Source organism: Pseudoalteromonas sp. BZA4, from assembly GCF_040104395.1.
GTDB lineage: Bacteria > Pseudomonadota > Gammaproteobacteria > Enterobacterales > Alteromonadaceae > Pseudoalteromonas.
The window spans coordinates 1-26,221 of the sequence record NZ_JBECOT010000016.1; the positions used below are offsets into that span (position 1 = coordinate 1).

At 40.9% G+C, this 26,221-nt stretch carries 25 protein-coding genes; 7 read left to right on the plus strand and 18 right to left on the minus strand.

Annotation, left to right across the window (positions count from 1 at the left end):
• Positions 1–157 precede the first annotated feature (157 nt).
• From ABMY41_RS08825 to ABMY41_RS08870, 10 genes are all read right to left on the minus strand, one after another.
• Entirely contained in the window at positions 158–1,252 is a 1,095-nt protein-coding gene (locus ABMY41_RS08825; protein WP_217874746.1) for a flagellar basal body P-ring protein FlgI, read from the minus strand.
• 12 nt (positions 1,253–1,264) lie between these two features.
• Positions 1,265–1,948: a flagellar basal body L-ring protein FlgH gene (flgH, locus tag ABMY41_RS08830; protein ID WP_054562216.1), complete on the minus strand. Its 684-nt coding sequence runs from the start codon at positions 1,946–1,948 to the stop codon at positions 1,265–1,267.
• A gap of 15 nt (positions 1,949–1,963) precedes the next feature.
• Entirely contained in the window at positions 1,964–2,752 is a 789-nt protein-coding gene (gene flgG / locus ABMY41_RS08835; protein ID WP_054553306.1) for a flagellar basal-body rod protein FlgG, read from the minus strand.
• Between the two features lie 21 nt (positions 2,753–2,773).
• Positions 2,774–3,538 carry a flagellar basal body rod protein FlgF gene (locus ABMY41_RS08840; protein WP_054553307.1) on the minus strand — a complete coding sequence of 255 codons (765 nt, stop codon included), beginning with the start codon at positions 3,536–3,538 and terminating at the stop codon, positions 2,774–2,776.
• Positions 3,539–3,698: 160 nt separating this feature from the next.
• The gene (gene flgE / locus ABMY41_RS08845; protein WP_063529168.1) at positions 3,699–5,066 is read right to left on the minus strand and encodes a flagellar hook protein FlgE; all 1,368 of its coding nucleotides are present in this window, start codon (positions 5,064–5,066) and stop codon (positions 3,699–3,701) included.
• Between the two features lie 51 nt (positions 5,067–5,117).
• The gene (locus ABMY41_RS08850; RefSeq protein WP_058586422.1) at positions 5,118–5,798 is read right to left on the minus strand and encodes a flagellar hook assembly protein FlgD; all 681 of its coding nucleotides are present in this window, start codon (positions 5,796–5,798) and stop codon (positions 5,118–5,120) included.
• A gap of 13 nt (positions 5,799–5,811) precedes the next feature.
• Positions 5,812–6,243 (minus strand): flagellar basal body rod protein FlgC, encoded by a 432-nt coding sequence (gene flgC / locus ABMY41_RS08855; protein ID WP_058586423.1) that lies wholly within the window; start codon positions 6,241–6,243, stop codon positions 5,812–5,814.
• Between the two features lie 2 nt (positions 6,244–6,245).
• Positions 6,246–6,656, minus strand: a complete 411-nt coding sequence (flgB, locus tag ABMY41_RS08860) for a flagellar basal body rod protein FlgB (protein WP_054562220.1) — start codon at positions 6,654–6,656, stop codon at positions 6,246–6,248.
• Positions 6,657–6,791: 135 nt separating this feature from the next.
• Entirely contained in the window at positions 6,792–7,622 is an 831-nt protein-coding gene (locus tag ABMY41_RS08865) for a protein-glutamate O-methyltransferase CheR (protein WP_054562221.1), read from the minus strand.
• A gap of 21 nt (positions 7,623–7,643) precedes the next feature.
• Positions 7,644–8,576: a chemotaxis protein gene (locus ABMY41_RS08870; protein ID WP_054562222.1), complete on the minus strand. Its 933-nt coding sequence runs from the start codon at positions 8,574–8,576 to the stop codon at positions 7,644–7,646.
• A 142-nt stretch (positions 8,577–8,718) separates the two neighbouring features.
• Here ABMY41_RS08870 and flgA point away from each other — a divergent pair, with 142 nt between their 5' ends.
• From flgA to ABMY41_RS08885, 3 genes are all read left to right on the plus strand, one after another.
• Positions 8,719–9,423: a flagellar basal body P-ring formation chaperone FlgA gene (gene flgA, locus ABMY41_RS08875; protein WP_054562223.1), complete on the plus strand. Its 705-nt coding sequence runs from the start codon at positions 8,719–8,721 to the stop codon at positions 9,421–9,423.
• A gap of 78 nt (positions 9,424–9,501) precedes the next feature.
• Positions 9,502–9,822: a flagellar biosynthesis anti-sigma factor FlgM gene (gene flgM / locus ABMY41_RS08880; protein ID WP_349274509.1), complete on the plus strand. Its 321-nt coding sequence runs from the start codon at positions 9,502–9,504 to the stop codon at positions 9,820–9,822.
• A complete protein-coding gene (locus ABMY41_RS08885; RefSeq protein ID WP_054562224.1) occupies positions 9,815–10,246 on the plus strand; it encodes a flagellar protein FlgN in 432 nt (143 codons plus the stop codon). The genes flgM and ABMY41_RS08885 overlap by 8 nt, the downstream gene beginning before the upstream one ends.
• A 113-nt stretch (positions 10,247–10,359) precedes the next feature.
• Here ABMY41_RS08885 and ABMY41_RS08890 read toward each other — a convergent pair whose 3' ends face one another.
• The gene (locus tag ABMY41_RS08890; protein WP_063706505.1) at positions 10,360–10,818 is read right to left on the minus strand and encodes an LPP20 family lipoprotein; all 459 of its coding nucleotides are present in this window, start codon (positions 10,816–10,818) and stop codon (positions 10,360–10,362) included.
• Between the two features lie 110 nt (positions 10,819–10,928).
• On the opposite strand from ABMY41_RS08890, the gene ABMY41_RS08895 reads away from it, so the two are divergent.
• On the plus strand, positions 10,929–12,119 hold the full coding sequence (locus tag ABMY41_RS08895) for a flagellar assembly protein T N-terminal domain-containing protein (RefSeq protein ID WP_349274510.1): 1,191 nt from the start codon (positions 10,929–10,931) through the stop codon (positions 12,117–12,119).
• Here the strand turns inward: ABMY41_RS08895 and ABMY41_RS08900 are convergent.
• On the minus strand, positions 12,102–13,001 hold the full coding sequence (locus ABMY41_RS08900) for a LysR substrate-binding domain-containing protein (protein WP_349274511.1): 900 nt from the start codon (positions 12,999–13,001) through the stop codon (positions 12,102–12,104). The two genes, ABMY41_RS08895 and ABMY41_RS08900, sit on opposite strands and share 18 nt — an antisense overlap.
• 109 nt (positions 13,002–13,110) lie before the next feature.
• Here ABMY41_RS08900 and ABMY41_RS08905 point away from each other — a divergent pair, with 109 nt between their 5' ends.
• The 3 genes from ABMY41_RS08905 (at position 13,111) to ABMY41_RS08915 (ending at position 16,751) form a co-directional block, all read left to right on the plus strand.
• On the plus strand, positions 13,111–13,839 hold the full coding sequence (locus tag ABMY41_RS08905) for a glutathione peroxidase (protein ID WP_349274512.1): 729 nt from the start codon (positions 13,111–13,113) through the stop codon (positions 13,837–13,839).
• 232 nt (positions 13,840–14,071) lie between these two features.
• Positions 14,072–15,505, plus strand: coding sequence for a sodium:proton antiporter NhaD (gene nhaD, locus ABMY41_RS08910; protein WP_349274513.1), 1,434 nt, complete (start codon positions 14,072–14,074; stop codon positions 15,503–15,505).
• 181 nt (positions 15,506–15,686) lie between these two features.
• Positions 15,687–16,751 (plus strand): zinc-binding dehydrogenase, encoded by a 1,065-nt coding sequence (locus ABMY41_RS08915; protein WP_349274514.1) that lies wholly within the window; start codon positions 15,687–15,689, stop codon positions 16,749–16,751.
• Between the two features lie 206 nt (positions 16,752–16,957).
• Here ABMY41_RS08915 and ABMY41_RS08920 read toward each other — a convergent pair whose 3' ends face one another.
• The 6 genes from ABMY41_RS08920 to ABMY41_RS08945 form a co-directional block, all read right to left on the minus strand.
• Complete coding sequence (locus ABMY41_RS08920) at positions 16,958–17,812, minus strand: hypothetical protein (RefSeq protein WP_349274515.1); 855 nt, start codon at positions 17,810–17,812, stop codon at positions 16,958–16,960.
• A 9-nt stretch (positions 17,813–17,821) separates the two neighbouring features.
• The gene (locus ABMY41_RS08925) at positions 17,822–19,051 is read right to left on the minus strand and encodes an HNH endonuclease (protein WP_349274516.1); all 1,230 of its coding nucleotides are present in this window, start codon (positions 19,049–19,051) and stop codon (positions 17,822–17,824) included.
• 142 nt (positions 19,052–19,193) lie between these two features.
• Positions 19,194–20,939: a restriction endonuclease subunit S gene (locus ABMY41_RS08930; protein WP_349274517.1), complete on the minus strand. Its 1,746-nt coding sequence runs from the start codon at positions 20,937–20,939 to the stop codon at positions 19,194–19,196.
• Positions 20,939–22,411 carry an N-6 DNA methylase gene (locus ABMY41_RS08935; protein WP_349274518.1) on the minus strand — a complete coding sequence of 491 codons (1,473 nt, stop codon included), beginning with the start codon at positions 22,409–22,411 and terminating at the stop codon, positions 20,939–20,941. The genes ABMY41_RS08930 and ABMY41_RS08935 overlap by 1 nt, the downstream gene beginning before the upstream one ends.
• A gap of 117 nt (positions 22,412–22,528) precedes the next feature.
• On the minus strand, positions 22,529–24,985 hold the full coding sequence (locus ABMY41_RS08940) for a DEAD/DEAH box helicase family protein (protein ID WP_349274519.1): 2,457 nt from the start codon (positions 24,983–24,985) through the stop codon (positions 22,529–22,531).
• A 349-nt stretch (positions 24,986–25,334) separates the two neighbouring features.
• The gene (locus ABMY41_RS08945) at positions 25,335–26,219 is read right to left on the minus strand and encodes a hypothetical protein (protein ID WP_349274520.1); all 885 of its coding nucleotides are present in this window, start codon (positions 26,217–26,219) and stop codon (positions 25,335–25,337) included.
• Positions 26,220–26,221: the final 2 nt, after the last annotated feature.

Below are 26,221 nucleotides of genomic sequence, written 5' to 3' on the forward strand. Positions count from 1 at the left end.
TATCTACTCATGTTTTTCCTTATATGACTTCGCTAAAAATCAAGTAAGGAATTAACATGAGTATTTTTTCAGGCAAAGCCTAAATGATGATAACCACCTACTGAAGTAGGTGGTTTAGGGCCGAAAACAAAAAACGCGCTCGAAAGCGCGTTTTAATTTAAATGATAACCAGTTGCCCGTTTATCGCGCCCGCTTCTTTTAAAGCTTCAAGAATTGCCATTAAATCACCCGGCGCGGCCCCCACTTCATTGATTGCGCGAACGAGGTCATCTAGATTAACACCCGGATTGAAAACAAAAGCACGTGAATCATCTTCGTTCACATCAATAATGCTTTGATTGGTAACAGTGGTTTCACCATCACTTAAGGCATTTGGCTGTGACACATTTTGCTGCTCAGCAATGGTGACCGTTAAACCACCATGAGTAATAGCCGCAGGCTGTAGCTTCACATTTTTGCCAATTACTATTGTGCCTGTGCGCGAGTTAACAATAATTTTTGCTGCTGTGTCTGCTGGCTTAAACTCTAAGTTTTCAAGTGTCGACAAATAAGCAACACGTTGAGATGCATCACGCGGTGCTAACACGCGTACTGACGCTGCATCGATTGCCTGAGCGCTATCAGGACCCACTAAATCATTAATCGTTTGCTCTAAGCGTTTAGCCGTTGTGAAGTCTGGGCGATTTAAATTAAAAGTAATGTAGTCACCTTGCATAAACGGGCTCTTAATAGCACGCTCTACAATGGCACCGTTTGGAATACGGCCCACTGTTGGTGTGTTAATAATTACACGGCTACCATCTGCTCCTTCCGCACCTAGGCCACCAACGACTAAGCTGCCTTGTGCAATCGCATAGGTATTGCCATCAACCCCTTTTAGGAAGGTTTGTAATAAGGTACCGCCACGTAAACTACCCGCACTACCGATAGACGACACCGTGATATCAATGGTTTGACCGGGTTTTCTGAATGCTGGTAATTCTGCATGTACAGCCACAGCTGCAACATTTTTAATCTTAGGTTTTAAGCTATCAGGTAAAGTGATACCAAAGCCATTCAACATGGCTTTAAAGCTTTGTTGAGTAAATCGGCTTTGTTCACCTGTGCCGGGCAAACCGACAACCAAACCATAACCCACTAATTGGTTTGAGCGAACACCCTCAACCATAGATACATCTTTGACTCGCTCAGCCTGTGCAGAAAACTGCAGGCTAATTAAGCAAAGAGCGATGATGTATTTAAACCCAGTCATGACTTTATTCCTCTAAAATGGGAAAAGCGAACTACTAAAGAAACGAGACAGCCAACCTGCACTTTGCGTTTCTTGAATTTGCCCTTTACCTGAGTATTGAATTCGCGCATTAGCAATACGGTTTGATGTGACCGTGTTATCTGCTTGCACATCTTCAGGACGAACTAAGCCTTCTAAGCGAATAAACTCTTCACCTGTGTTCAAAGTAAGCCATTTTTCACCGCGAATAACCAAGTTTCCATTAGGTAAAACACGCATCACATTGACAGAAATATCGCCAAATAAGCTATTCGATTGGTTAGACTTTGAATCACCTTTAAACGATGCTCCTGAACCAATACCAAACTGAATGCTATCACCGCCAATGTTAACTGGATTGCCACCAAGCCCAATAACAGGATCTAAACTAGCGTCCGTTTCTTTATCGGTTTCGGTTTTAGCGGCTTTGGTGGCTTGCGTTGATTCTTGCAATTTAACCGTGATGATATCACCAGCGCGCAATGCCTTTTTATCTGAGTACAAGTCATCTGCTGAATAACTATCAAACAACGAACCCGTTGGAACCATTGGCTCTGTTGTTGGCTCCGGATACATAGGCGCATAGTAAGGGTCATCCTGAACCACATGATGATTTTGCGTTGTCATACAACCACCCAGCATTAATGCTGCCGATGTGACTAAGATAATATTACGCATGCTGCCTCCTAGCCATTAAAGCTGTTGATTGATGTAGCTAAGCATTTCATCAACCGCTGAAATCACTTTTGAATTCATTTCATAAATTCGTTGTGTTTCAATCAAGTTAACGAGTTCTTCTGTTACATTCACATTAGACGTTTCTAGTGAACCTTGAACCACAGTACCTAAACCATCGATACCTGGGTTACCTTGCACAGGCGCACCACTCACCGCGGTTTCTGTGTATAAGTTTTGCCCCATTGGCTCAAGACCTGATGGATTAATAAAGTCACTAATTGTTAGCTGACCGATTACTACGTTCTCTGCTTGCCCTGAAATACGTACCGACACTTCACCGTCTTGCGAAACAGTAATTGATTGTGCATCGTCTGGTACGTTCATTTCCGGCTGTAATGGAAAACCTGCGCCCGAGGTCACAATACGGCCATCTTCATCAGTGGTGAATTGACCATTACGTGAATAGGCAATGTTGCCATCTGGCAATTGCACTTCAAAAAAACCAGGACCTGAGATCATCCAGTCCAATGAATTTTCTGTGGTAAGCATGTTACCTTGTGAAAAGTTCTTTTGGTTAGCTACCACTTTGGCACCTGCACCAAGCATTAAACCCGATGGCATTTCAGTGTCTTGAGATGAACGACCACCTGGTTGATTGATGTTTTGATATAGTAAATCTTCAAATACGGCGCGGCTTTTTTTGTAACCGACCGTGCTGGCATTCGCGAGATTATTTGAGATCACCGAAATATCGGTTTGCTGGGCGTCAAGCCCGGTTTTACTGATCCATAATGCAGGATTCATAACTCTACCCTCTCAGTCATCTTAAACAATGCGTAACAGCTGATCTTGACGCTCGTCGAGCTCTTCGGCTGTTTTCATTAATTTAACTTGTAATTCAAATTGGCGTTGATTGCTGATCATGTCGACCATTTCATGTACTGGGTTTACGTTCGACATTTCAAGCGTACCCGACAGTACTTTTACGTTTGGTGAAATATCACAAAAACCACAAAGGTCATTGACCAACATGTCTTCTTTTGGTCGAAATAAACCGTCATTACCTTTTTCAAGCTGAGTGTTATCAGCCTCAATCACTTTTAAGCGATCAACCACTTCCAAAAAGTTTGCTGGCGCTCCTTGTGGGCGAACCTGAATAGCACCGTCTTCACTAAACTCAACTTTCTCGATAGGTAATGGCAAAATGATTGGACCACCTTCGCCAATTACTTGACGGCCGTGGCTAGTGATCAACGCACCATCTGGAGTAATGTTTAATGTGCCAGTTTTGGTGTACGCCTCATTGCCTGATGCATCTTGTACACTCAACCAACCACGGTCACTCATCGCGATATCAAGCTCGCGGCCAGTTTCAACAAAACCACCCGATTCCATATTAGATCCAGGGCGTTCTTGCATTGCAAACACCCTAGATGGCAGACCTTCACCGAAGGCTTGCATAGAGCGAGCTTGTGCAAAATCAGCTTTAAAGCCAGTGGTGTTAGCATTAGCAAGGTTGTTGGCCTTGAGTTCAAGACCTCGCAAACTTTGCTTAGCACCCGACATGGCAATGTAGACCATTTTGTCCATAACATTGACTCACTAAAAATACGATAACTAAGAAATGCAATAAAAGTGCCAAAGTAAAATTGACGCTAAAATAGAAGAGAAAAATGAATAATTAGAATGAAAAAAGGCTGCCAATAGAGGGAGCAGCCTTCGTGTCGGATTAAGCTTAGAGCCGTTAAAATTAACGGATCTGTAGGATGTTTTGCTGTAGTGTTGAGTTAACCTCAAGCGCACGTGAATTTGCTTGGAAGTTACGCTGCGCACTAATCAAGTCAACAAGTTCGTTAGTTAGGTTTACGTTTGATTGTTCAAGCGCAGATGAGTTAATTGAACCCAATGTACCTGAACCTGGTTCGCCAGCAATAGGCTCACCTGACGTTAAACTCTTCTTCCAAGAAGTATCACCCACTTGTTGTAAACCCTGTGAATTCGAAAAGCGTACCATGGCAACTTGACCTAAGAATGAAGTGTCACCATTACTGTACGAAGCAACAATTTTACCGTCAGAACCGATATCGATACCTGATAGACGACCTACAGTCGCACCATCTTGTTCAAGTGCTTTTACTTCAAAGTTACTAGCATATTGAGTAGGTACTTTGTTCGCTGTTGCCGCTTCATCACGCCAGTTCATCGTTACATCATCAGGGAAACTAGCACCATTAGATAGTAAGTCAGATAAACCTGTCGCAGCGCCTGCGCCATTTGGTAAAGTTAATGGGTTAAATGATGCATCAGTATTAGCAACACCATCCGTGTTAAGTGGTAAACCACTTGAATCAAATTGGAATGTAGTTAGTGGTGTATAAGGCGTTGTTGTTTGCTCTACACCACTTGCATCAAATGGTTTTTCATCAAGTGTTGCATACACTTCCCATTCATTTTCATTACCTGTTGTCGCTGAGTCTGTTTTCACAAAAAAGAATTGTAAAATATGTGGTTCACCTAATGAATCATACACAGTTGTTGATGTTGAACTGTTATATGTAGCACTTGCTTCAGGGTCAAACGGTGTCACTGTTGGCGCAGAGGCACGTGAATCTAGGTTAAATGATGAATAAACATTCGTGGTTGCACGCGGTGAACCTGACGCATCAGGAATTTGTAACGCCGAAGATGTACTTAAGCTTACAGAAGTGGTATCACCGGTTGCTTCATCAACAGGGAAACCTTGTAAGTAGTTACCGCTTGCATCAACAATGAAGTTATCCTGGTTTAATTTAAACGCACCTGCACGAGTATATGTGAAGTCTTGCGCACCTAGGTCATTCGCCATTGCGAAATAACCTTCACCAGTGATCGCTAAGTCGAGCGAGTTATTTGTGAAAGACAACGAACCTTGGTGGAATTGTTGTGCCACCATTGTTGTTCTTACACCATCACCATTTTTTGTTTTACCAGAACTAAATACTGATGATGCGTACACATCAGCAAACTCTGCACGAGACTCTTTAAAGCCCGTAGTATTAACGTTAGCAATATTATTTGCTGTAACGTCTAAATCTTTTTGCGCGGCTGCTAAGCCTGTTAATGCAATATTGAAGCTCATAACTCACCTCTAACCTATCTCTTAGCCTAAGCTAACCCAAACCTTTTTTACTTATGCGATTTCAGCTATATCAGTTAGCCTAACCGCACCCTCTTTTGTATTTACGATAATGCCGCTTGCGCCATTAATATTGACACTTTCAATATTCTTAAAGGTCGCCATAGGCATACTGCTGTAGTCTCCATTTACAAAGCCTTCAGCACTGATGTCATACTCACCTTCTGGGAGTACATTGCCATCGTTATCTTTGCCATCCCACTCAAAACGAAGTGCACCCGCTGATTGCGAACCAAGTTCCATGGTGCGTACTAACTGACCCGATGAATCCGTGATCCTCAACGTTAAAGATTCAACAGCAGTCTCTGCAACCACAGAACCTTTAGCGAGATTTTCGCCATCAAAATCAATGGTGTCAGACTCAAGTAACGCTTGCTTACCAACAAGCGTTGAAGCCTGTAACGCAGAGTTAGATGTCATTGATGCAGTTAGTGATTCAAACTTCTCATTTAAGTTTGAAATACCCTCAGCCATAGTGAAATTCGTCATCTGCGCAATCATTTGATCGTTGTCAGCAGGCTTGCTTGGGTCTTGAAACGACAACTGTTGTGTTAAAAGTGAGAAGAAGTCTTCTTGCGTTAAAGTATCATCTTTCTCTTCTGTTTTATTTTGATTGTCTTGCCAACGTAAATTATCTAAATACGTTGATGACGCACTGCTGATGTCGTTACTCATAACTTATCCTCGGTTACCGCTGCCCAAGCAACAGTGTTTTACTTAACATTTGCTTAGCTGCATCAGCAACTTGCACATTTGTTTGGTAAGAGCGAGAGGCTGAAATCATATTTGCCATTTCTTCTACAACATTAACGTTAGGTTTGTAGATATAACCATTTTCATCCGCACTTGGGTGGTTCGGGTTATATTCAATTTGCAGAGGTTTATCGCTCTCTACAACACCTAATACTTTAACGCCAACAGAAGAGCCCTGAGGATTGCTTTGTGATGATGACGCTTTAGTCAGCTCTGCAGCAAAAACAGGATGGCGCGCTCGGTATGTCTGATCTTGGCTGGAACTAATCGTATTCGCATTCGAAATATTACTGGCTGTGGTATTTAAGCGAACATTTTGCGCACTCATACCGGTTGCTGAAATATCAAAAACATTATACAAACTCATGATTAAGCTCCTTGACTACCGAGGGCTTTTTTAAGGCCTTTAATTTTACTACTCATAAATTGCAGGCTTGCCTGATACTCTAATGAGTTCTGTACATACAAGTTTCGTTCCACTTGTATATCGACTGAGTTACCATCACCTGTATCTGCTTGATTTGGCGTACGAAACATTTCTGCACTGCCAACAAAACGACTGCCCCCGGCAATATGTTTAGCATCGGTTCTTACCATGCTATTGCCGCCTTGTTGGTTGCTTTTTGCCGCTTTTAATGCCGAGGCAAAATCGATATCTTTCGCTTTATAGCCCGGCGTATCAGCATTAGCGATATTTGTCGCTAATAACTCAGCGCGTTGTGAACGGATCAACATCGCATGAGGATGAACACCAAATGCTTTATCAAAACTGATAGCCATAACCATCTCCAAAAAATTGACTCTGCAGTGGTTAATGCAAAAGCTAAGCCAAGAATAAAGAGATGATTATATTTATGTAACAGACTGAAAAATAGATAAATTTAGCAACCTAAGGACTAGGTTGCTAAGGAGAGTTTACTTTTTCTGATAGATGATACCCGGGTTACAACGAACCATATCAAAGCTATCACTTAAGCCCGCCATTGATTCTGACGCACCTAAAAACAGGTAACCTTTCGGGTTTAAAGCTTGAGCAAATTGCGAAATGATTTTAGCTTTTACTTCTGGTGAAAAGTAAATCAACACATTACGGCAAAATATGATGTCAAACTTGCCCATTAGGGCATATGAATCGAGTAAGTTTAAATGTCTAAAGCTGACCATTTTACGTATAGGGTCAACTACCTGAGCCATTCCATTACCGCTGTCCTTAAAGAACTTTTGACGACGCTCCATCGACAAGCCACGAGCGAGCGCCAGCGAGTCATACTCAGCATTCTTGCACATATCAAGCATGGTATTAGAGATATCAGTGCCAATAATTTGCGCACCCATCTTTAATACGCCTGGGTTTTTAGATTGGAACTCGGCAACCGACATGGCAATTGAGTACGGCTCTTGTCCTGATGAACTTGCCGCTGACCATATTTTTAGTGGCCTACGCACATCTTTAAGCTCAGGAAATAGTTTTGTTTTCAATAACTCAAACGGATATTGGTCACGAAACCAAAGCGTTTCATTGGTTGTCATCGCATCAACGACAGCGGCACGAAGCTGCCTCTCATGAGGGCTTAGTGTTTTACTTACCAACTGTGATAAAGACTCAACATTAAAACGCGCCATAAGCGGCGCAAGGCGGCTTTTAACTAAATAAAGTTTATTATCGCCAAGCACAATGCCACATTGTTGCTCTAAAAAAGAGCGGAATTGATCGTATTCGCTTTGTTGTAAATGCTTATTTTCCAAAGTAATACCACCTATAAATAATTAATCACAATGAACCCACTTCTTCACAGCTGTCGCTAATTCATCTGGGTTAAATTTTGCAATAAAATCATCAGCACCCACTTTTTCGATCATTGCTTGGTTAAACACCCCACTTAAAGAGGTATGCAAGATCACATGCAAAGGTGATAATTTTGGATCAGCCTTAATTTCAGCGGTTAAGGTATAACCGTCCATTTCTGGCATTTCTACATCAGATATTAATAGACCAACACGTTCAGTAATATCATTTTGACAATCGAGCTGAGCAATCTCTCTTAAACGTAAAAGCGCTTCTTTTCCGTTTTTAGCTAGTTCAGTTTGTACACCTAGAGGTTCAAGCGCACGCTTAACTTGGTTTCGAGCTACTGCAGAGTCATCAGCAATAAAGACAATACGCTCACCTAAGTCACGCTGAATCTCACCTTCACCAACTACTTCAGCACTCACTTCAGTGTTAACTGGGCAAATTTCGTTTAATATCTTTTCTACATCGAGAATTTCAACTAATTCGTTTTCAATCTCAGTGACCGCAGTTAGGTAAGAATAACGTCCGGCTCCCGAAGGCGGCGGCATTATTTTTTCCCAGTTCATATTAACGATTCGTTCAACACCGCCAACTAAAAACCCTTGCACTGAACGGTTGTACTCAGCAATGATGATAAAACTGTCTTTGATATTTTCAATTGCAGGGCCACCTACAGCCATCGATAAATCAATAACAGAGATAGTTTGACCACGGATATGCGCAACACCGCGAATGTACGCATTTGATTTAGGCATGTTAGTAAGTGGTGGACATTGCAGAACCTCTCTTACTTTAAACACGTTTATACCAAAGCGTTGTCGCCCTCTGAGTTTGAATAATAGTAATTCAAGGCGGTTTTGCCCAACCAACTGAGTACGCTGGTTAACTGAGTCTAAAATGCCTGCCATTTCAATCTCCTAAAGATAAACAATCAGAGCTGGAACAATAATTGCCTTCTTTGTGTTAAAGCTACATAAGGTTACAAAGCGTCTGTTTTTTGACGCAAAATATTTATACCTTGTTTTCAACCATAAGCATAGTCGAAACAATATGAGTTTGTTAAAAAAAAGCCGAAGATACAGTGTTTTTTATTTTCTTACTAGCCTGTTGTTTACAACACAACTACAGGCAGAAGTTTATAATACCGAGCAACTTCAACAAATCGCCATCGATTTTGTTAGCGAGCAGCTCCCTGATCTGGACACCACACCTCAAATTAGTGCTTTACCATTAGATAGTCGCATTCCTGAGAGGTTATGTGAGTCACCAATTAACAAAGAGTTACCAACTGAGCCTCCTTTTAATCGGCAGGTAACTGTACAACTTAAGTGCCAAGATTTAAATAGTTGGACTCAATACGTTCACGTGCGCATTATTGAGCTCGAACCTGTGGTTGTTGTTACCACTAATTTAGCCCGTGGAGAGGTCATTCGCCCTGAACATTTACGCCTCGAAATGAAGCCCAAGCAATTTGTTAGAACGCAATATGTTCAAGATGAGGCTATACTTATTGGCAGTCGCAGTAAGCGCAATTTACGTGACGGCACACCTATTGTTATGAGCCAAGTTTGTATGGTTTGTAAAGGCGATAATGTAACTATCTATGCTTCATTACGCGGCTTAAGAATTAAAACCACCGGAATTGCTCTAGAAGATGGTACGTTAGACGAATTAGTACGTGTAAAAAACAAAAAATCAGGTAAAGTATTAAATGCACGTGTGGATGGGGTCGAGTCTGTACAAGTAAATATTTAATTTTTTATATTTATGCTAAAGTATCCGCTGTGCCCGCCGATATAAAGGCATATGTTGGGTAATGTATAGGTCAAAATTATGGTAAGCAATGTCAATAATGGTCAACAACAGCCTTCTGTGTTGACAAATACCAAGCAAAAAAAGCTTGATTTACATAAAGATAATGCTAATGCAGCCGCTGCAAAATCGGCCGCACCAAAAGCAAGTGCAGATTCTGTTAGCTTAACTCCTCAAGCTAAACAGCTAAAATCTTTGCAAGAAAAAGCAGAGCAATCATCTGGCTTTGATAGCAATAAAGTGGCTGAGCTGAAAAAAGCAATCAGTGAGGGTAAATACCAAATTGATGCTGAAAAGCTAGCAAAGAACATCGCTGCATTCGAGTTTGATGTCTATGGCTGATCATAATCATTTAATAGCTAGCAAATTAACACAACAAGTTTCGTGCTTGGAGTCTATTGCTGCGCTGTTAGATGATGAGTTGACAGCCATTGCTGCAAAGCGTGGTGACGGATTAAAGAGTATTGCCCAACAAAAAATCTCATTGCTCCAACAAATTCAAACCATTGATAAAGAAGTGCAAAAGCTTGTTGCGCACAACGAATCGCAAGATGACGAAGTAAGTGCACTCATTAAGCAAGTAAATACTCTCCTAGCAAGCTGCAAGAAGAAAAATGATGTAAACGCTCACGCGGCCCATCAAGCACAGTTGAGTGTTAAGCAACTTAAAGATATTTTAATCGGTGCACCATCATCGATGACCTACGACCAAGGCGGCAGCGTGATCCAAGGCGATAAGAAAATCGTTCACAACTTGAAAGCCTAAATACTATTTCATTAAAAAAGCGCGATAACTAAGTTATCGCGCTTTTTTAATGCTTGCAGAATTTGCTGAATTTATCCTGCAAGCCAATAGGTTACAACTAGACTAAGTTGCACCTAATAATATGTTACTTTTTTCACTTGGCGCGGTTTTACTTCGCCGATGTATAAATCGTGCACTCGCTTCATATCAAGCTGTAATTCAGTTGCGTAGGTATCCCCTACTGCGTAGGTTTTAATAACCTGCGCGCCTTTGATCACACCTTGTACTTGGCTTTGTAATTGATCGTTATGAGCAACACTGTTTTGTACTGTGGTGCCTGCGGAAATTTTTTGCCCGTAAACTTGCTCAGCAAGCTCGCGATACGCTTCAAGCTTTGAGGCTTTAATCGCAAGCAAAGTCCGCTGCGATTCATTGCTACCTGGCTGAGCACTAATTGGCGCATACCCCACCGCTTTAAGCACTGGGTAGCTATCTGGCTCAATGTAAGTGTATTCTACATGCTTATCAAAAATACTACTGCAGCCGGTCAATGCTGCGCAGGCAACCAGCCCACCGAATAGAAGTGCTCGCATAATTTGCTTCCGCTTAAAACTCTTTGGCTACAAATATGCACGTTTAATGCCACTGTGGTACAGTCCTTGCTCATTTAGGTTATTCATTGGTTTTAATGCTAGGTGTCAGCATGAAAAATAAAACAATAGCCAGCTTAAAAGGTCTTGGCTTAGCCTTTACAATTTTGTTTTCTAACAATAGCTTAGCGCAATGGTTTGAGTCTACAGGCCATGCAGTTGTGAAAAATGGCGATACAAGCCAAGCCAAATCTGCCGCCATTAAAGATGCCATAACTCAGGCTTTAGTGTTTTCTGGCGCTCGAGTGAGCTCTGTTCAGACTCTAGTTGACGGGGTTTTGACGCAAGATCAGCTGAAAATAAGCAGCCATGGTGAAATCCAAAAAATAGAATTGATCAGCGAAGACCGCCATAACGACACCTATGCCATCACACTTCGCCTCGATATTTTTGCTCAAGCAGAAGAATGCCCTGCAAACCAATACACCAAATTTATTGCCGTGACACAAAGCCAACTCGCCAATCGCGAGCAAGCGCGTATGGGCCAAATTTTTGACGTAAACAAAGCCATTAGTGAACACTTATATGCCAGCTTAAGTAATACGCAAATGGCAGCTAAACCGACAGCCTATTACAATATGCCTTTGCGAGTAGATCATTTTTTCACTCAGCAATACGATTACAGTAATGCGCTACTTGAAGAGATCACTAGCCGCAGTAACTCGCAATATGTATTACTGAGCCGTATTAGTGATTTATCGGTTAACCATAAGATCAACAACGATTATGCATTTTGGCAAGATGATAGTTTCAAGCGTGCATACAAAGTAGATTACGTCTTATTTGATGGCACCACTTACGAAAAGCTCTGGCAAAAAAGCTACCAAACAGAAGGTATTTGGCCGTATAAAAAGACTGAGATCATCGATGTATATAGCGACCGATTTTGGGCAACTGACTATGGCCAAGCTATTAGCGATATAAACCAAACCCTAACCTATGACTTACAAGCAGCCATGGCCTGCTTACCCACGCAAGGTAAAATACTGCATATCGAAAACGACAGACTAATCATCAACTTGGGCAAGGCCCATGGGCTGGAGCAAGGGCAAATTTTAAATATAGCCCATCATAATTACCTAACGGATGCACAGGGTAATAAGCTTCCGCACAAAATCACCACACTTAATCAAATAAAAGTGACTCAGCTTTATCAGCAATCAGCGGTTGCCATGAGTATAGATAAGCAACCACTACCTAACATTCAAATTAACGATATTGTTGAATTAGCTGCTAGCGAGTAAATGAGCTTGTAGGCCTTCATGAGCATTTAGCCAACTAGCTAATTGCTCAACACCAGCTATATGTGGGTAGTGCTTACGAGTTGCAATGACAACTTGGCGTTGCTGGTTTGGTGTTATAGCTAAATACTTCACTCCTTCACGTGGTGTACATGCAAGCTTAGGAACAAAAGTTACCCCATCATCCATTGCCACCAGCGCGAGTAAGGTTTCAATACTGTTACCTTTATATTGGTTCGAGACTTCAACCCCAGCTGAAAAACAAAATTGCTCTGCTTGCTCCTTAAAGCAATGCCCTTCGTTTAACATTAATAAGTCACATTCATGTAATTGAGCTAAGGCAACTTCGATATGTTTTGCTAAAGCGTGTTGCTCAGAAACTGCAACTAAGAAGTCTTCTTTATAAAGCGGTGACACATGATAAGGCGCTAAATCAGCCACATCAGCAACAATTGCAATATCAATCTCACCATTATCAAGAGCCACCAGCGTTTGCGCTGTTTGCATTTCTATAAATGAAAACTGGGTTTCATTAAAGGCCTGCTTCATCGAAGTTAAGAGTGTTGGCAGTAAATAAGGTGCAATGGTAGGAATAATACCTACATTGATTTTACCCTTTAGTGGGTCATGTGAGCTGGCGGCTATTTCTTTAAGCACTTGGGTTTGATCTAGGATCAGTGTGATCTGCTTAAGAAGTTGTTCACCTTGCACAGTCAACGTGACCTGCTTTGTTGAACGGTCAAAAATAACAACCCCCAGCTCTTGTTCAAGCTTTTTAACTTGCCCGCTCAATGTCGGTTGGCTGACATAGCAAGCATCAGCTGCTTTTCTGAAGTGCTTATATTGCGCAACCGCTTTTACGTATTCAAAGTCTTTTAAATTCATATAACACCACCAATAGCTTTTACCTATCATATTAATACAAACAAACGATTGGAGCTATCATAAATTAAATCGCATAATGGCACTCAACAAATCAAGAGGAATCAAAACAATGTTAAACAATATCGAAGGCAAAAAAGTACCAAACGTTACATTCGCAACACGTGTAGACGAGCAGTGGAAATCAATGACCACTGACGAAATTTTTAAAGGTAAAACAGTTGTGTTATTTGCATTACCAGGTGCATTTACACCAACATGTTCATCAACTCACTTGCCACGTTATAACGAGCTTGCGGCTGTATTTAAACAAAACGGCGTTGATGACATTGTATGTATTTCTGTAAACGATACCTTCGTAATGAATGCATGGGCACAAAACCAAGAAGCGCAAAATATCACTTTATTGCCAGACGGTAATGGCGAATTTACCGACGGCATGGGTATGCTAGTCGATAAAAACGACTTAGGTTTTGGTAAGCGCAGTTGGCGTTATTCTATGCTGGTAAAAGACGGCGTTATCGAAAAAATGTTTATCGAGCCACAAAAGCCTGGCGACCCGTTCGAAGTATCTGATGCAGATACCATGCTTGAGTACATTAACCCAGCACAAGTAAAACCAGAATCAGTGAGTATTATTACCAAGCCTAATTGCCCGTTCTGTACAAAAGCTAAAGCGTTACTAGACGCAAAAGGTTATGTGTACGAAGAAATTGTATTAGGTCAACACGCTTCATTAACTAGTTTAAAAGCAATTTCTGGTCGTGAGACAGTGCCGCAAGTATTCATAGGCGGTGAGCACATTGGTGGCTCTGACGATTTAGAAAAACACTTTGCATAATTTTCAAGTTGGGGCTGCTAATTGCAGCCCTTTATTATTTTAAAACCACAACACATTGATTAAATTATAAATTACACAACTGGTCTGCTCTCGCCATCACCCGTATTTATATTCAAAATACCAACATCTTAGTTACCAATTTGTTACATAAAGCAAAGAATGAATCTAAAATGTCTGCAGCTACATTTACTTAAACCGTAACGAAATTAAGATGATTTAATTGGAATATACAATGAAAAAACTAACACAAGGATTGCTCCTTTCCTTGCTATGTTTCGGTGGCCAAGCTCATGCTGCGTCAACTGGTACTATCGATTTACTCACCCATCCTGTTGGCATTATCTGCCTTGTTATTTTTATCTTTGCTTATGTGCTCGTCATACTCGAAGAAAAAATTCACTTACGCAAATCAAAACCCGTATTGGTTGCAGCCGGGATTATTTGGACCCTTATTGCTTGGCAGTACAGTGCACAAAACTTATCTGATCTTAGCACCGACGCATTTCGTCACGCCTTGTTAGAATTTTCGGAGTTAATGCTATTTTTGCTCGTTGCGATGACCTATATCAACGCCCTAGAAGAGCGTCGTTTATTTGATGGCCTAAGAAGCTGGCTGGTTGCGAGGGGCTTTAGCTACAAACAATTATTTTGGATAAGCGGTGTACTGGCATTTTGTATTTCACCTGTAGCCGATAACTTAACAACCGCCCTACTTTTATGTGCAGTGGTAATGAAGGTAGCAGCAAATGATAACCGCTTCATTGCTATGTCGTGCGTCAATATTGTAATAGCCGCAAATGCCGGTGGCGCATTCAGCCCGTTTGGTGACATCACGACACTGATGGTTTGGCAAGCCGATGTTGTTGCCTTTACCGAGTTTTTTGTTTTATTCCTACCAGCTTTAGTCAGCTATATTATTCCTGCATTTATTATGTCTTTATTTATCAATAACCGTCACCCAGATACGGCCGATGAAGATATTGAACTTAAACGCGGTGCGCTTCGCATATTGTGCTTATTCTTACTGACAATACTCACCGCCGTGGTGCTAAAAACCGCCTTTGGTTTACCACCGGTTGTGGGCATGATGATGGGTCTTGGCTATTTACAGTTTTTTGGTTACTTCTTACGCGTGACACTCCCCGGCTCTCTTGCCAGAAAACGCGCCATGGCAGAGCGTGAAGGCGACAAAGAGCGCTTATCTCGCTTAGGTAATGTTGTTCCTTTTGATGTATTTAGCCGTGTATCGAGAGCCGAGTGGGACACGCTCTTGTTCTTCTATGGCATCGTTATTTGTGTTGGTGGCTTAGGGTTTATCGGCTACTTAGCGCTACTTTCTGATTTACTTTATAACAACTGGTCTGCTACCGGTGCGAACGTTATTCTTGGTTTAATGTCAGCGGTAGTAGATAACATTCCAGTGATGTTTGCAGTGTTACAAATGATGCCTGACATGTCGCACGGTCAATGGCTGCTTATTACGCTAACAGCAGGAATTGGTGGCAGCCTGTTATCAATTGGCTCTGCGGCAGGAGTTGCACTAATGGGTCAAGCGCGAGGGATATACACCTTTAATAGCCACTTAAAATGGTCGCCGGTCATTTTACTAGGTTACTTTGCTGGTGTTTTAACTCACTTATACCTCAATACAGCCTACTTCGGCTAAGACTTAATAAAGTAAAAACCCTTATCACTTTAAGGGTTTTTACTTTAAAGATTCCACAATGAGCAGTTTATAAACAGACATGTCGTAATAAGCTGTGTTTTTGTCGCAAAAAGTCAAGATTAAGGCAGGCGCTTTACTTTAGTCTAATAATTCACAAATAAGGTGAATTGAGGACACACATATGAGCCAAATGAATTCTGTTGCCATGCAAAATGGCAAGCTGCATGTAAAACAAATTGATATCCCTACACCTGGACCCGGCCAAGTACTGGTAAAAAGCCTAGCTTGCGGCATTTGCGGTTCTGATATTCATATAACCCGCCACACCAGCGATGTATTCGATATCTATAAAAACCTTGGCATCATGGCTAAAGATGCAGGCGATGACCAAGAAATATTATTAGGCCATGAGTACGCGGCAGAAATTGTTAGCTACGGTCCAACTACTAAAGGCGAATTAGCTAAAGGCACCCGTGTAACCTCAGTGCCAATTTTACTTTCTGCTGGCGGCGCTGGCGTAGGTGTAACCCCAGGGCTATATGGTGCCTATTCTGAATACTTTATTGTTGATGAAGCCTTGCTATTACCTATTCCTGATGCTGTTCCATCAGAAGCGGCAGCCATTACAGAACCACTTGCTGTTGGCCTGCACGCAGTGAACCGCGCACAAATGAATAATGATGACGTAGCTATTGTGGTTGGCTGTGGCCCAATTGGCCTTGCAGCGATTGCCGCGTTAAAGCTTCAAGGCGTAAAACACATCGTTGCCTCTGATCCACAAGAGAGCAAAAAACAAATTGCCCTTGAATTTGGCGCTACAGAATATGTTAACCCTATGGCAGATGATGAAGTTGCTAAAGCCGCAGCACTTGCGGGTAACAACAAGGTCGTTATTTTTGAATGTGCCGGTGTAAGCCGCTTATTGAACGACTACATTTTACGTGCGCCAGCAAAAGCAAAAATCATTGTAACGGGTGTACATACCGCGCCGCTAAACGTTAACTTTGCCTATGCCACAGTGAAAGAGTTAGACCTTATTTTCTCTTATTACTACCAGCCAGAAGAGTTTGCGCAATCACTTGAGAACATCGCGTCAGGCAAAATTGCATGGCAAAAAATGCGCACAGGTAAAGTCGGCATAGACGGCGTACAAGGTGCGTTTGATACCTTATTTAAACCAAACGACCATATCAAAATCATCATTGAACCATGGCGCACAGGCGAGCTTGAAAAAGTAACGGGTTAATTTAATTGGGGCTGCTGAAGAAACTTGGTAGCCCCTACAACCACCACACAGAACAGGTAACACTTTGATTTTAAATGACTTGACAACAGAAAGGGACTGACGGTGTAACATAGAGTGTAACAAAAAACATTCTTAAACTTTTTGAAACACTCTAAATAAATCTGAATTAAAGTAATTAAATTAAAGCTCACTTTATACAAAATAGTTTATTGTGCGTATTGAATATCAGCCCTAAAGTACCCTGGAATAGGATAAGTTACATCTGATGGAGCCATATAAAATACATGGAATAAGTAAGCACCATCTTCTGGTAATTCATATTCAAGATTTTCTGTACAGCTATAAGCTCCATCGTTTATGCTAAAACCAATAGCACTGGTATCTTCACCTGCGCCGCTTCTACACCTAGTCAACATCAAGGCTGGTATAGACTCTTGCAAGTACGAATTTAAGAATAACTTATCACCAGCTTTCCCTTCGTATACAAAGTAATTATTATTAAGGTCTTGATTAATTTCATTATTTTGAGTAAAGCTAATTTTTCTAGGTGTACTTGGTATTCCACCAAAACCATTTTCAGCTAAAATAGTTCTTTGATTATTCGAAACAGTATCTATTGTAAAGTAACCATAATTAGATCTTGGATATTCAAAATGAATAGAATGTTCTCCAGCTTTTAAATCAAGCACAACCCTGTGATCACAAGCAACACCGATGCTATCAACTCTTATAAATCCACTATCTTCAACCGTACTACTTCGACACCTAGTTTTATCAAGTGTCTTCATTCCAAGTTCAAGCAATGCTGATATGTAAACTTTCGAGTCTTTCTCTAAATTAAGAGTAAAATAATTCTCGAAAGCATCTACGTTAATTTCATTTTTCTTAGCAAATGAAACTTCACTCGGATTACTTGGCGTCCCTCCAGGATTAAATTCACTTCCTGAGTCAACAGTGCCACTGCTGTTATCGGGCACTGAACTATTTACTGACTCGCCTTCACTACTGCCTCCACAACCGGCTAATGCTAATAGTAAAATTAAGGCTGTTAGATTTTTCATTATATTTCCCTATACGTTATTGCTATGATCAAATTCAAATATTTCTCTATGCTCTTTTAAATATGCTAGATGCTCCTTCGTAAGATTTTTTATTGTCATATGTTTGTTTACACCTACCGCTTCTAAAGTCTCGGCTGATAACGAGTCCTTAATTAATATTTTTCCTTTATCATCAAAAGAAATAAAGCCTTTATCAAAAAGCTTATCTATATTTGGTGAAAGAGCTAATCCATTAAATTTATCTACTTTTTGGTGAGGATTTGATAATTGCCAAGGAAGTATATGTGAAGCAATTAGAAGCTCTCTAGTGTTTAGACCAGTAACGGCACATGTATCGTCCCATAAAGCCATAACATCCTGCCTAAATTTTCCTTGCCCAACACGAGCTTTGGCAATAACTTCTTTGTTGTAGCCTTCAGGAACCGTTTGGTTACTATCTCTAGCGCTATTAGAAGCAATACTATCTTGAATATTAAGCGCTTCGTCGCCGACTAAATCTAATAAGAATATCCCCGCTGCCGCAGGTAGCTTCACCATATATTTTTGTGATACAGATTTAGTTTCAGCAAATAATTTAGGGACGCACTTATCATTAAACATCGGGATAAATTCATCTTTGAAATCATTATTAATAATTGGATAAGCTAATGTATGTAGACCAATATCAATTTTATAACCATCCTTTTTCCATTGATCAAAACTTCTGTTCTCTGGTCTTTCTGATTCGTAAGCATCTTTTGTAGCAACTGCTACATGTATTAAACTACCTTTAAAGTTACAAAAGAGTATGTCGCCTTTTTTAACATTAGGTACAGCTTTCCAACCAGGGTCAGTAATAGTCTGCCCTTTTTGATTTATCGTACTTTTAGGGGCCCATAAAAATTTAAATTCAGCGACTTCTTTAAATGAAGTACCAATATTCACCCAATAAAAGTTCACTTTCTCAGTTTTATTGAGCATGTTACCCCCAATAACTTCAAACCCAATATTTTCTAAGTTTGGTTTAATAAACTTTGCAACTCCACCAGTTCTACTGACTCTTTCACCGAATTCGTGAAAATAAGCGGCTTGAAAAATTGGCTTACACTCATAATTTTTGCCTTCAAATGAAATAAAATAGTCAAATTGATTTGGCGTAGAGTTTTTAAGTTTATGTTTTGCTAAAAACTCCCCTCTACCTAATTCATCATATTCTTGAATAGCCGTTAAAACGGATTCTTTAAGCCTAATTGATTCCATAATTTTCCCTTTTCATTGTTATTTTACTAATACTAATTTAAGCAAACCCTATAAGCTCAAGCGATTATTTAGTTTAGCCATTAAATTAACTCTAGGCACCTGAGCCTAAAAAGCACTACTCTAAGATTTGATATAGTTACATTTACAACGCCTGTTCGACTATGGCGTCGGTTAGGTGAAGTTTAGTGGTTTGTGCGTCGGTTATACGAGCTTTGAGTTGATCGCAGAGTGCCATTAGTTCATCGACTTTGGCGACGATGCAGTGTTGTTCTGAAGTTGGTGGTAAAGCAATAACCGTGTTTATTATCTTTTCTCTCGATATATTTGGTTGAGCACCACCTGCCCCCATTCCAATTAAACGAGATTTAGACGCTTTCAATAACATTAATAAAAAAGTATTTTTAAAGCCATTAAATGGAGTGCAAGCACAGACGGCTTGGTTAGTTGTAGCTCTAACAGAAAGAATAGAGGTTTTCCCAATAGTAGCTCCATACATTGCTACAAGTACATCACCAATATTATTATATCGAACTGAGGTTTCTTTTAGAGCAAGCTCAGATATATGTTCCTCTGATTCACTTATATAATCGGAATTCAATTCTCCAGACTTAAACCAGGGTATACTTCCATTATAATATTCAATGTTTCCCCGCCTTGGTGTTGAACCCGCACCCCACTCACCTAAGTCATTGAAACGAACAAACTCCCATCCTATTGGCAATTCAAACGGTTTTTCGTCTTCACTAATTTCCGGCAATACTTTTGGCTTTTTGATTTTTTTATCTTTTACCAATTGCGCTTTTTCAGCGGCTATTCGCTCAAGCAACACTGAGGCTGGTTCGTCGTTTGGGTTTTGTGGGACGAGTTTGCCCATTACAGCCAGTTGTAAAATGGTTTCCTGTAGTGTGTCGATGCTAGCGGTGGTGGTGAATAGCGTGTCGAAGTGCTCGCTTAAACGTTGCCAGTTTTGTTGGAACTGTTTAGTGGCTTGTTCGGGTGTTGCGGTTTGCCCTGGTGTTTTTAGCAAGGCCGCTAACAGCACTTCAACTAATGTTTGATGTGCCGTAATACTACTTTCAGTTTGGGCCTCAAGCGCATCACACAAGTCCATTAATTCATCGACTTTAGCAACGATGCGTTGTTGTTCTTCAATTGGTGGGACAGCAACAGGTATACTATTCATCTTCGCTTGATTCATTTTAGGTTGAGCCGTACCTGTAATGTATGGTTCTAAAGAAATTGCGTTGATAAATAAAGCAATATAGTTAAGAAATTCTAAAGAAACACCATCAATTACATGAGCATGATTATTAACCCAATATTTTCCATGAGCGATGAAAGCGATTGGTGTAGAACGGCTGATTAGATTTGCCCCATCTTCTCCAATTAAAAGTAAAGATTTATCAAATAAATATTCGTTAACTTTATCTATTACACCTGACGCACCATAATAATCATATTCTCCCTGTAGCTCTTTCCTTTGAGAAGCAGCTACAGGCTTACGTTCTCCATCACGATTAAATGTAAGCTCCCCGAACCTCACATATTGCCAGCCTTTTGGTATTGAAAATAACTTTTCATCTTCTTTGATTTCTAACTGCTTCGCTATTTTTCTTATTTTTTTCTGCTTTTCTAAAGCGTCACGTTCGTCGCTTATCAGTTTTAAAAGCCCATCTACCGGCTTATCGTTGCTATCTTGTTGAACGAGCTTACCTCGAACCGCAAGCTCTAAAATTAACTTTCTTAACTTTTTAATACCATAAAGTGAAAACTTTTTAGATGAGCCTCGCCCTGATGACGACTTTTGCTCTATGGCAGTCGTCCAAATATCAAGGTGCTCGGTTATTAACTGCTCTGCGTTTGTGTTAGGTATTTTTGACTCAGCCATTACTTGCCCTCTGTATCTTTTGAAAGGGCTGCTGACAATATACCTTTTAACTGATCGCGCAGGGCTTGTATGTCTGCTTGCTGCTTTGAATAGTCGGCTAGTAACTCTTCTGGGTCGTGGCTGATTACCTCGCCTACGTGCGGGTTTTTAATGTCTAGGTTGTAGTTACGGGCAATAATATCGTCGATTGATACTTTCCACGCTTGCTCGGTCTCTGTACGGCTGGCAAAGCCGTCTGCTTCGTTGCCCCACCATTCGAGTTCAGTTTTAAACTCTTCAAACTTCATTGGTTTTGTTTTGTTGTAATTTTTTACACCGGCTGGGTATGGGTGCTCGTAAAACCACACGTCTTTTGTTGGCGTGCCTTTGGTAAAAAACAGAATATTAGTTTTAATACTGGTGTACGGGTTAAACACGCCATTGGGTAAGCGTATTATGGTATGTAAGTTACATTCCTCTACCAATAGCTTTTTAATTTTGGTTTTTACGCCTTCACCAAACAAGGTGCCGTCTGGCAATACCACTGCGGCGCGGCCTTTGGTGTTAAGTACTTCTATAATGAGCTGTAAGAACAAGTCGGCGGTTTCGCGGGTTTGCATGTCGCTTGGGAAGTTTTTTTCTATGCCGTCTTCTTCAGTGCCGCCAAATGGTGGGTTAGTGATGATTACATCTACTTGGTCATCCCAGCTTGAAAGCGGTTTATTTAGGGTATTACCGTGTTTAACTTGTACCGGTACTTCAATACCGTGAAGCATCATGTTAGTAGTACACAGTAAGTGCGGGAGCTGTTTTTTCTCTACGCCGTGTATTTGCTTTTGCAGTATTTGGTGGTCGTCGCCCGATTTTACATAGTTTGCTTTTACGTGGTCGAACGCACACGCTAAAAAGCCACCAGTACCACACGCAGGGTCCATGATTGACTCGCCTAGTTTTGGGTCGGTTACTGCCACTATAAATTTAGTGATTGCGCGCGGGGTGTAAAATTCGCCGGCGTTACCTGCGCTTTGTAGGTCTTTTAATATTTGCTCGTATAAGTCGCCAAATAAGTGGCGCTCTTTTGAGTCGGTAAAATCTATTTCGTTTAGTTTGTTGATTACCTGGCGCAGTAGCGTGCCGTTTTTCATGTAGTTAAAGGCATCACTAAAGGCTTGGGTGACTACATAACCACGTGGGTTTTTATCTATGGGTGCGGTTAGGTTTTTAAGCTCTGGGAATAGCTTATCGTTTACAAACTCTAAAAGCTCATCGCCGGTCATGCCTTCGTTATCGGCCGCCCAATTGCGCCATAAAAATTGCTCAGGGATTGGCTCGCGGTAATCGTCTAGTTCAAGCTCTAGTTCTTCCTCTTGCGCGTCGAATACTTTTAAAAATAGTAACCACGACATTTGACCAAGGCGTTGTGCGTCGCCATCGACACCGGCGTCTTTACGCATGATATCTTGAATGGATTTAATAGCTGAACTGATAGACATAGGTTTCTCTTGTTTAGTTATTTTTATAAACAGCGGCTAAAGGCAAATATGAAAGCTGTTTAATTTAAATGGTTCAATGTTTGCTGACGCTGATAAATAGCAACAGCAAACATAAATTTAAGCTGTTTTAGGCGCTGGCATTTGGTAAATTTCGGCCTCGAGCTCTTTAAGTGCTTGCTCGTATTGTGGTTTGCCACCAAAGCCTTTTTTTACTATTTCACTTAGGCTGCCAATTTCGTTAAATGGCGCCACTTTAAGTGCTTGCATAGATTCTATTTCTTGCACGCCTACATCGGCGTATTTTAACAGAAGGTTCTCGAGTACTGTGTGTGCGGTACCCGAATATTTAGTGAAATAGTTACGCTTTTGTACGTTATCTGCGCGCTCTTTACGGGTAAGGGGTGGTTGGTCGTAAACTACATGGCAGATCATATCAAATGGGTCCATATCTTTGCCAACTTCCTCTTCAAGCGCTGACCAAATAATACCTTCTTCGGCAAGTTCATCTATTACGGCTTGCTTACGGTCTGATTCGTTCCAGCGTTTTACAAAGTCATCCAGTGAACTGTACTGCTTGCTCATAGTTTTACGGGTGTAATCTATAAATGACTCGGTAACAAGTTTACCGTCGGTATCGTAATACTGTACTCGCTCTGCGACTTTATTAACGGTTACGCCTGATACGCGGTACTTAACCATTTTATTAGTTTCATCGTCCCATTCACCATCAAGGCTGCCATCGCCTTTAGGATCATTTATGGTGTCGTTATTGGCATTGCTTTCATCGCCGGTTGGTTGATCATCGAATACGTTATCTGGCTGCTCTTCGGCAGTTGTATCGTCTTGTGATTCAATATCAACGTCTTCGTTTTCAATGTCGGTTGGCGTTACCTTTATTACTTTTTCGGGGGTGCCATCAAAACGTTCATCGGCAAACAGTTCGGTGGCTTTTTTAAAGTCGAGTATGGTAAACCACAGCTTGCCGTACTTATCATCAATACGGGTACCACGGCCAATAATTTGTTTAAACTTGGTCATTGATTGTATGTTTTGATCAAGCACTACTAGCTTACAGGTTTTAGCGTCTACCCCTGTGGTCATAAGCTCTGAGGTGGTAGCAATTACTGGGTAAGGGCGTTTAGGGTTTATAAAGTTGTCGAGCTGGCCTTTACCTAGTTCGTCATCGCCGGTGATCTTCATCACGTATTTATCGTTTTTAGCCATTTGCTCTGGGTTTAAATTAGCAATGGCCCGGCGCATACGTTCGGCGTGATCTATGTCGTTACAAAACACGATGGTTTTAGCCATAGGGTCTGTACGCTTTAAGTAATTAGTAATGGTTTCGGCCACCAGCTGGGTACGCTCGTCTATGACCATTGTGCGGTCAAAGTCTTTTTGGTTGTATATACGGTCTTCTATTATTTCGCCTTGGTTATCTACTTGCCCTTTTGTTGGCCGCCAACCTTGAAGATCTACATCAAGATCGACACGTACCACTTTGTATGGTGCTAAAAAGCCATCTTCTATCCCTTCTTTAAGGGAGTAGGTATAAGCAGGGTCACCAAAGTAATCGGTGTTTGATACTTCGTCGGTTTCTTTTGGTGTCGCGGTTAAGCCTACTTGAGCAGCCCCTTTAAAGTAGGTGAGTATTTCGCGCCATGCGCTATCTTCACTTGCGCTACCACGGTGGCACTCGTCGATGATAATAAGGTCGAAAAAGTCAGGGTCAACCTGCTTAAACGCTTTTTGAGATTCTTCTGGCCCTGTTAGTGCTTGGTATAGTGCTAGATGTATTTCGTAAGCGGGGTCGATTGTTCTGCCGGTAATTTTGGTCATTGACGTACCAAACGGCTGAAAGTCGTTAATACGTGTTTGATCGACCAATATGTTGCGGTCGGCTAAAAACAAGATGCGTTTTTTAGCGCGTGATTTCCATAAGCGCCAAATGATTTGAAACGCGGTATAGGTTTTACCGGTTCCTGTTGCCATAACGAGGAGTACGCGGTCTTTACCTGACGATATGGCCTCTACTGTTTTATTAATGGCTTGGAGCTGATAGTAACGCGGGTGCTTACCACTACCATCATCATAATAGGCTTGGTTTATTATAGGGAGTTGCGATTCGGTATAGCCCTTGTAGGCACAATATTTAACCCAAAGCTCTTGCGGTGATGGAAAGTCTTCTAAGCGTATTTCGGTTTCGAGGTTATGCGCATCAGGCGTGCCTAGCTTGGTTTTATCGTGGAAAATAAAGCCATCACCATTAGAGGCGAATATAAACGGTACATCAAGCAGCCTGGCGTAATCTAAGCCTTGTTGTAGCCCTTTGCCTACTTCATGCTTATTGGCTTTAGCTTCAATAACAGCAAGCGGCATGCTAGGTTTATGGTAAAGGACTATGTCAGCCGATTTAACCGTTTTACGTACACCAAGTTGCCCACGGACGATTACTTTACCATCACGTAGTTTAACCTCTTGGCGTATTTGAGTTATGTCGTCCCACCCTGCGGTTTTAACTGCGGGTAGAATAAACTTACTGATTATATCGGTTTCGCTGAGCTTTCTTTTATCCATAACTTAAACCATCCCTTATGACGCAACAAATAACACTAGTTTAGTATGAATTCGCACTCATTCATCACGCTCTACAGTTTATCAGTCATGCTATAAAAACTTTAGAGGATAATCAAAATGATTTTGCATGATTTACATAAATACACTTATCACATGTAAAGATCGTGCTTGGTATGAAAATATTTTTATCTCTAACATCGCTAAATTAGGGATCAAATCGCTTATTGACCACTTTTAAAAAACATAAAAAAATCATATGCAACTGTTTTTTAAATAAAAATAAATGGATCAATCTAAAAAACGTACCAAATAATGACCGCTTTTATCTTCTTAAGGTAAACCTTTAAATCTAAATTTCTGTAGCATTATCAAAGTCTGCTAACCATTCTTCATGTGACTGATCTTGAGGTCTCAGTCTTTTATTTATGTAGTGGGTACTACTAGAAGGTTGCCTACCGTCTACCGTACTACCTTGTTTACTCGTATCGTACTTATCTATACCCGTAGAATTAATAGCACGTAGATTATTATACCCGTGGTTATTTAAGCACGTAGTAGTATAACCCTCTAAGTTACGGTCTACATGGCTTTCAAGTACATCAGCGCCACTATAATCTGCCCTTGAATGTTGTCCCTTCACTTTAACCTGATTGGGCGCCACTTTTATGCCACTAGACTGCCCTTGGCATAACCCATTTGTGCCACTATTAATTGCCTCCGCAATTTGCTGGTAACTTATGTTAGCTAATTGAAGTGTTTTAGAATCTAGCTTATTTCCTTTGCTAATTTCAGCTTGCCATAAATAGCTTTTCATCGAGTTTATTTTTTTATAAAGCTCACTGGGCCGTCTCGGTTGGGGTAGGTTTGAGGAGTTCCAAAACTTTAATAAATCTCCTCGCCTTGGTGGGTTAAATAACTTACCGGGTAAACGTCCGTTCTTTTTTTTACGGCTCAGTGAAACATTAAAAATTGTGAAGTAATCTTTGTGTAGTTTTAAATCAATAAAACTCATTGTTAAGCCATCAAACCTCGCGCTATATCGCCCTACATTGAAATATTCAAACTGATATATTGGTTTTAGCACCACATTACTTATCTGCTCAACTAAGATGTTTTGATGAGTGGAAAGCCAATCGCTAGGAACTGGCTTTCCACTTTTGGGAGTAATACTTAATTGACCATTAGTAATGCTAATAACATCACCACGGTTAATTAGATCAATAAGCTTAACCATAC

Bases quoted from the DNA above. Each gene is read 5' to 3' on its own strand.
- flgH (WP_054562216.1), bottom strand. From the start codon at position 1,948: ATGCGTAATATTATCTTAGTCACATCGGCAGCATTAATGCTGGGTGGT.
- ABMY41_RS08840 (WP_054553307.1), bottom strand. From the start codon at position 3,538: ATGGACAAAATGGTCTACATTGCCATGTCGGGTGCTAAGCAAAGTTTG.
- ABMY41_RS08900 (WP_349274511.1), bottom strand. From the start codon at position 13,001: ATGAATTTAAAAGACTTTGAATACGTAAAAGCGGTTGCGCAATATAAG.
- flgB (WP_054562220.1), bottom strand. From the start codon at position 6,656: ATGGCTATCAGTTTTGATAAAGCATTTGGTGTTCATCCTCATGCGATG.
- nhaD (WP_349274513.1), top strand. From the start codon at position 14,072: ATGAAAAAACTAACACAAGGATTGCTCCTTTCCTTGCTATGTTTCGGT.
- flgE (WP_063529168.1), bottom strand. From the start codon at position 5,066: ATGAGCTTCAATATTGCATTAACAGGCTTAGCAGCCGCGCAAAAAGAT.
- ABMY41_RS08935 (WP_349274518.1), bottom strand. From the start codon at position 22,411: ATGTCTATCAGTTCAGCTATTAAATCCATTCAAGATATCATGCGTAAA.
- ABMY41_RS08925 (WP_349274516.1), bottom strand. From the start codon at position 19,051: ATGGAATCAATTAGGCTTAAAGAATCCGTTTTAACGGCTATTCAAGAA.
- ABMY41_RS08890 (WP_063706505.1), bottom strand. From the start codon at position 10,818: ATGCGAGCACTTCTATTCGGTGGGCTGGTTGCCTGCGCAGCATTGACC.
- ABMY41_RS08945 (WP_349274520.1), bottom strand. From the start codon at position 26,219: ATGGTTAAGCTTATTGATCTAATTAACCGTGGTGATGTTATTAGCATT.
- ABMY41_RS08850 (WP_058586422.1), bottom strand. From the start codon at position 5,798: ATGAGTAACGACATCAGCAGTGCGTCATCAACGTATTTAGATAATTTA.
- ABMY41_RS08825 (WP_217874746.1), bottom strand. From the start codon at position 1,252: ATGACTGGGTTTAAATACATCATCGCTCTTTGCTTAATTAGCCTGCAG.
- ABMY41_RS08895 (WP_349274510.1), top strand. From the start codon at position 10,929: ATGAAAAATAAAACAATAGCCAGCTTAAAAGGTCTTGGCTTAGCCTTT.
- ABMY41_RS08930 (WP_349274517.1), bottom strand. From the start codon at position 20,939: ATGGCTGAGTCAAAAATACCTAACACAAACGCAGAGCAGTTAATAACC.
- ABMY41_RS08870 (WP_054562222.1), bottom strand. From the start codon at position 8,576: ATGGCAGGCATTTTAGACTCAGTTAACCAGCGTACTCAGTTGGTTGGG.
- ABMY41_RS08940 (WP_349274519.1), bottom strand. From the start codon at position 24,985: ATGGATAAAAGAAAGCTCAGCGAAACCGATATAATCAGTAAGTTTATT.
- flgM (WP_349274509.1), top strand. From the start codon at position 9,502: ATGGTAAGCAATGTCAATAATGGTCAACAACAGCCTTCTGTGTTGACA.
- ABMY41_RS08905 (WP_349274512.1), top strand. From the start codon at position 13,111: ATGTTAAACAATATCGAAGGCAAAAAAGTACCAAACGTTACATTCGCA.
- flgA (WP_054562223.1), top strand. From the start codon at position 8,719: ATGAGTTTGTTAAAAAAAAGCCGAAGATACAGTGTTTTTTATTTTCTT.
- flgC (WP_058586423.1), bottom strand. From the start codon at position 6,243: ATGAGTTTGTATAATGTTTTTGATATTTCAGCAACCGGTATGAGTGCG.
- flgG (WP_054553306.1), bottom strand. From the start codon at position 2,752: ATGAATCCTGCATTATGGATCAGTAAAACCGGGCTTGACGCCCAGCAA.
- ABMY41_RS08920 (WP_349274515.1), bottom strand. From the start codon at position 17,812: ATGAAAAATCTAACAGCCTTAATTTTACTATTAGCATTAGCCGGTTGT.
- ABMY41_RS08915 (WP_349274514.1), top strand. From the start codon at position 15,687: ATGAGCCAAATGAATTCTGTTGCCATGCAAAATGGCAAGCTGCATGTA.
- ABMY41_RS08885 (WP_054562224.1), top strand. From the start codon at position 9,815: ATGGCTGATCATAATCATTTAATAGCTAGCAAATTAACACAACAAGTT.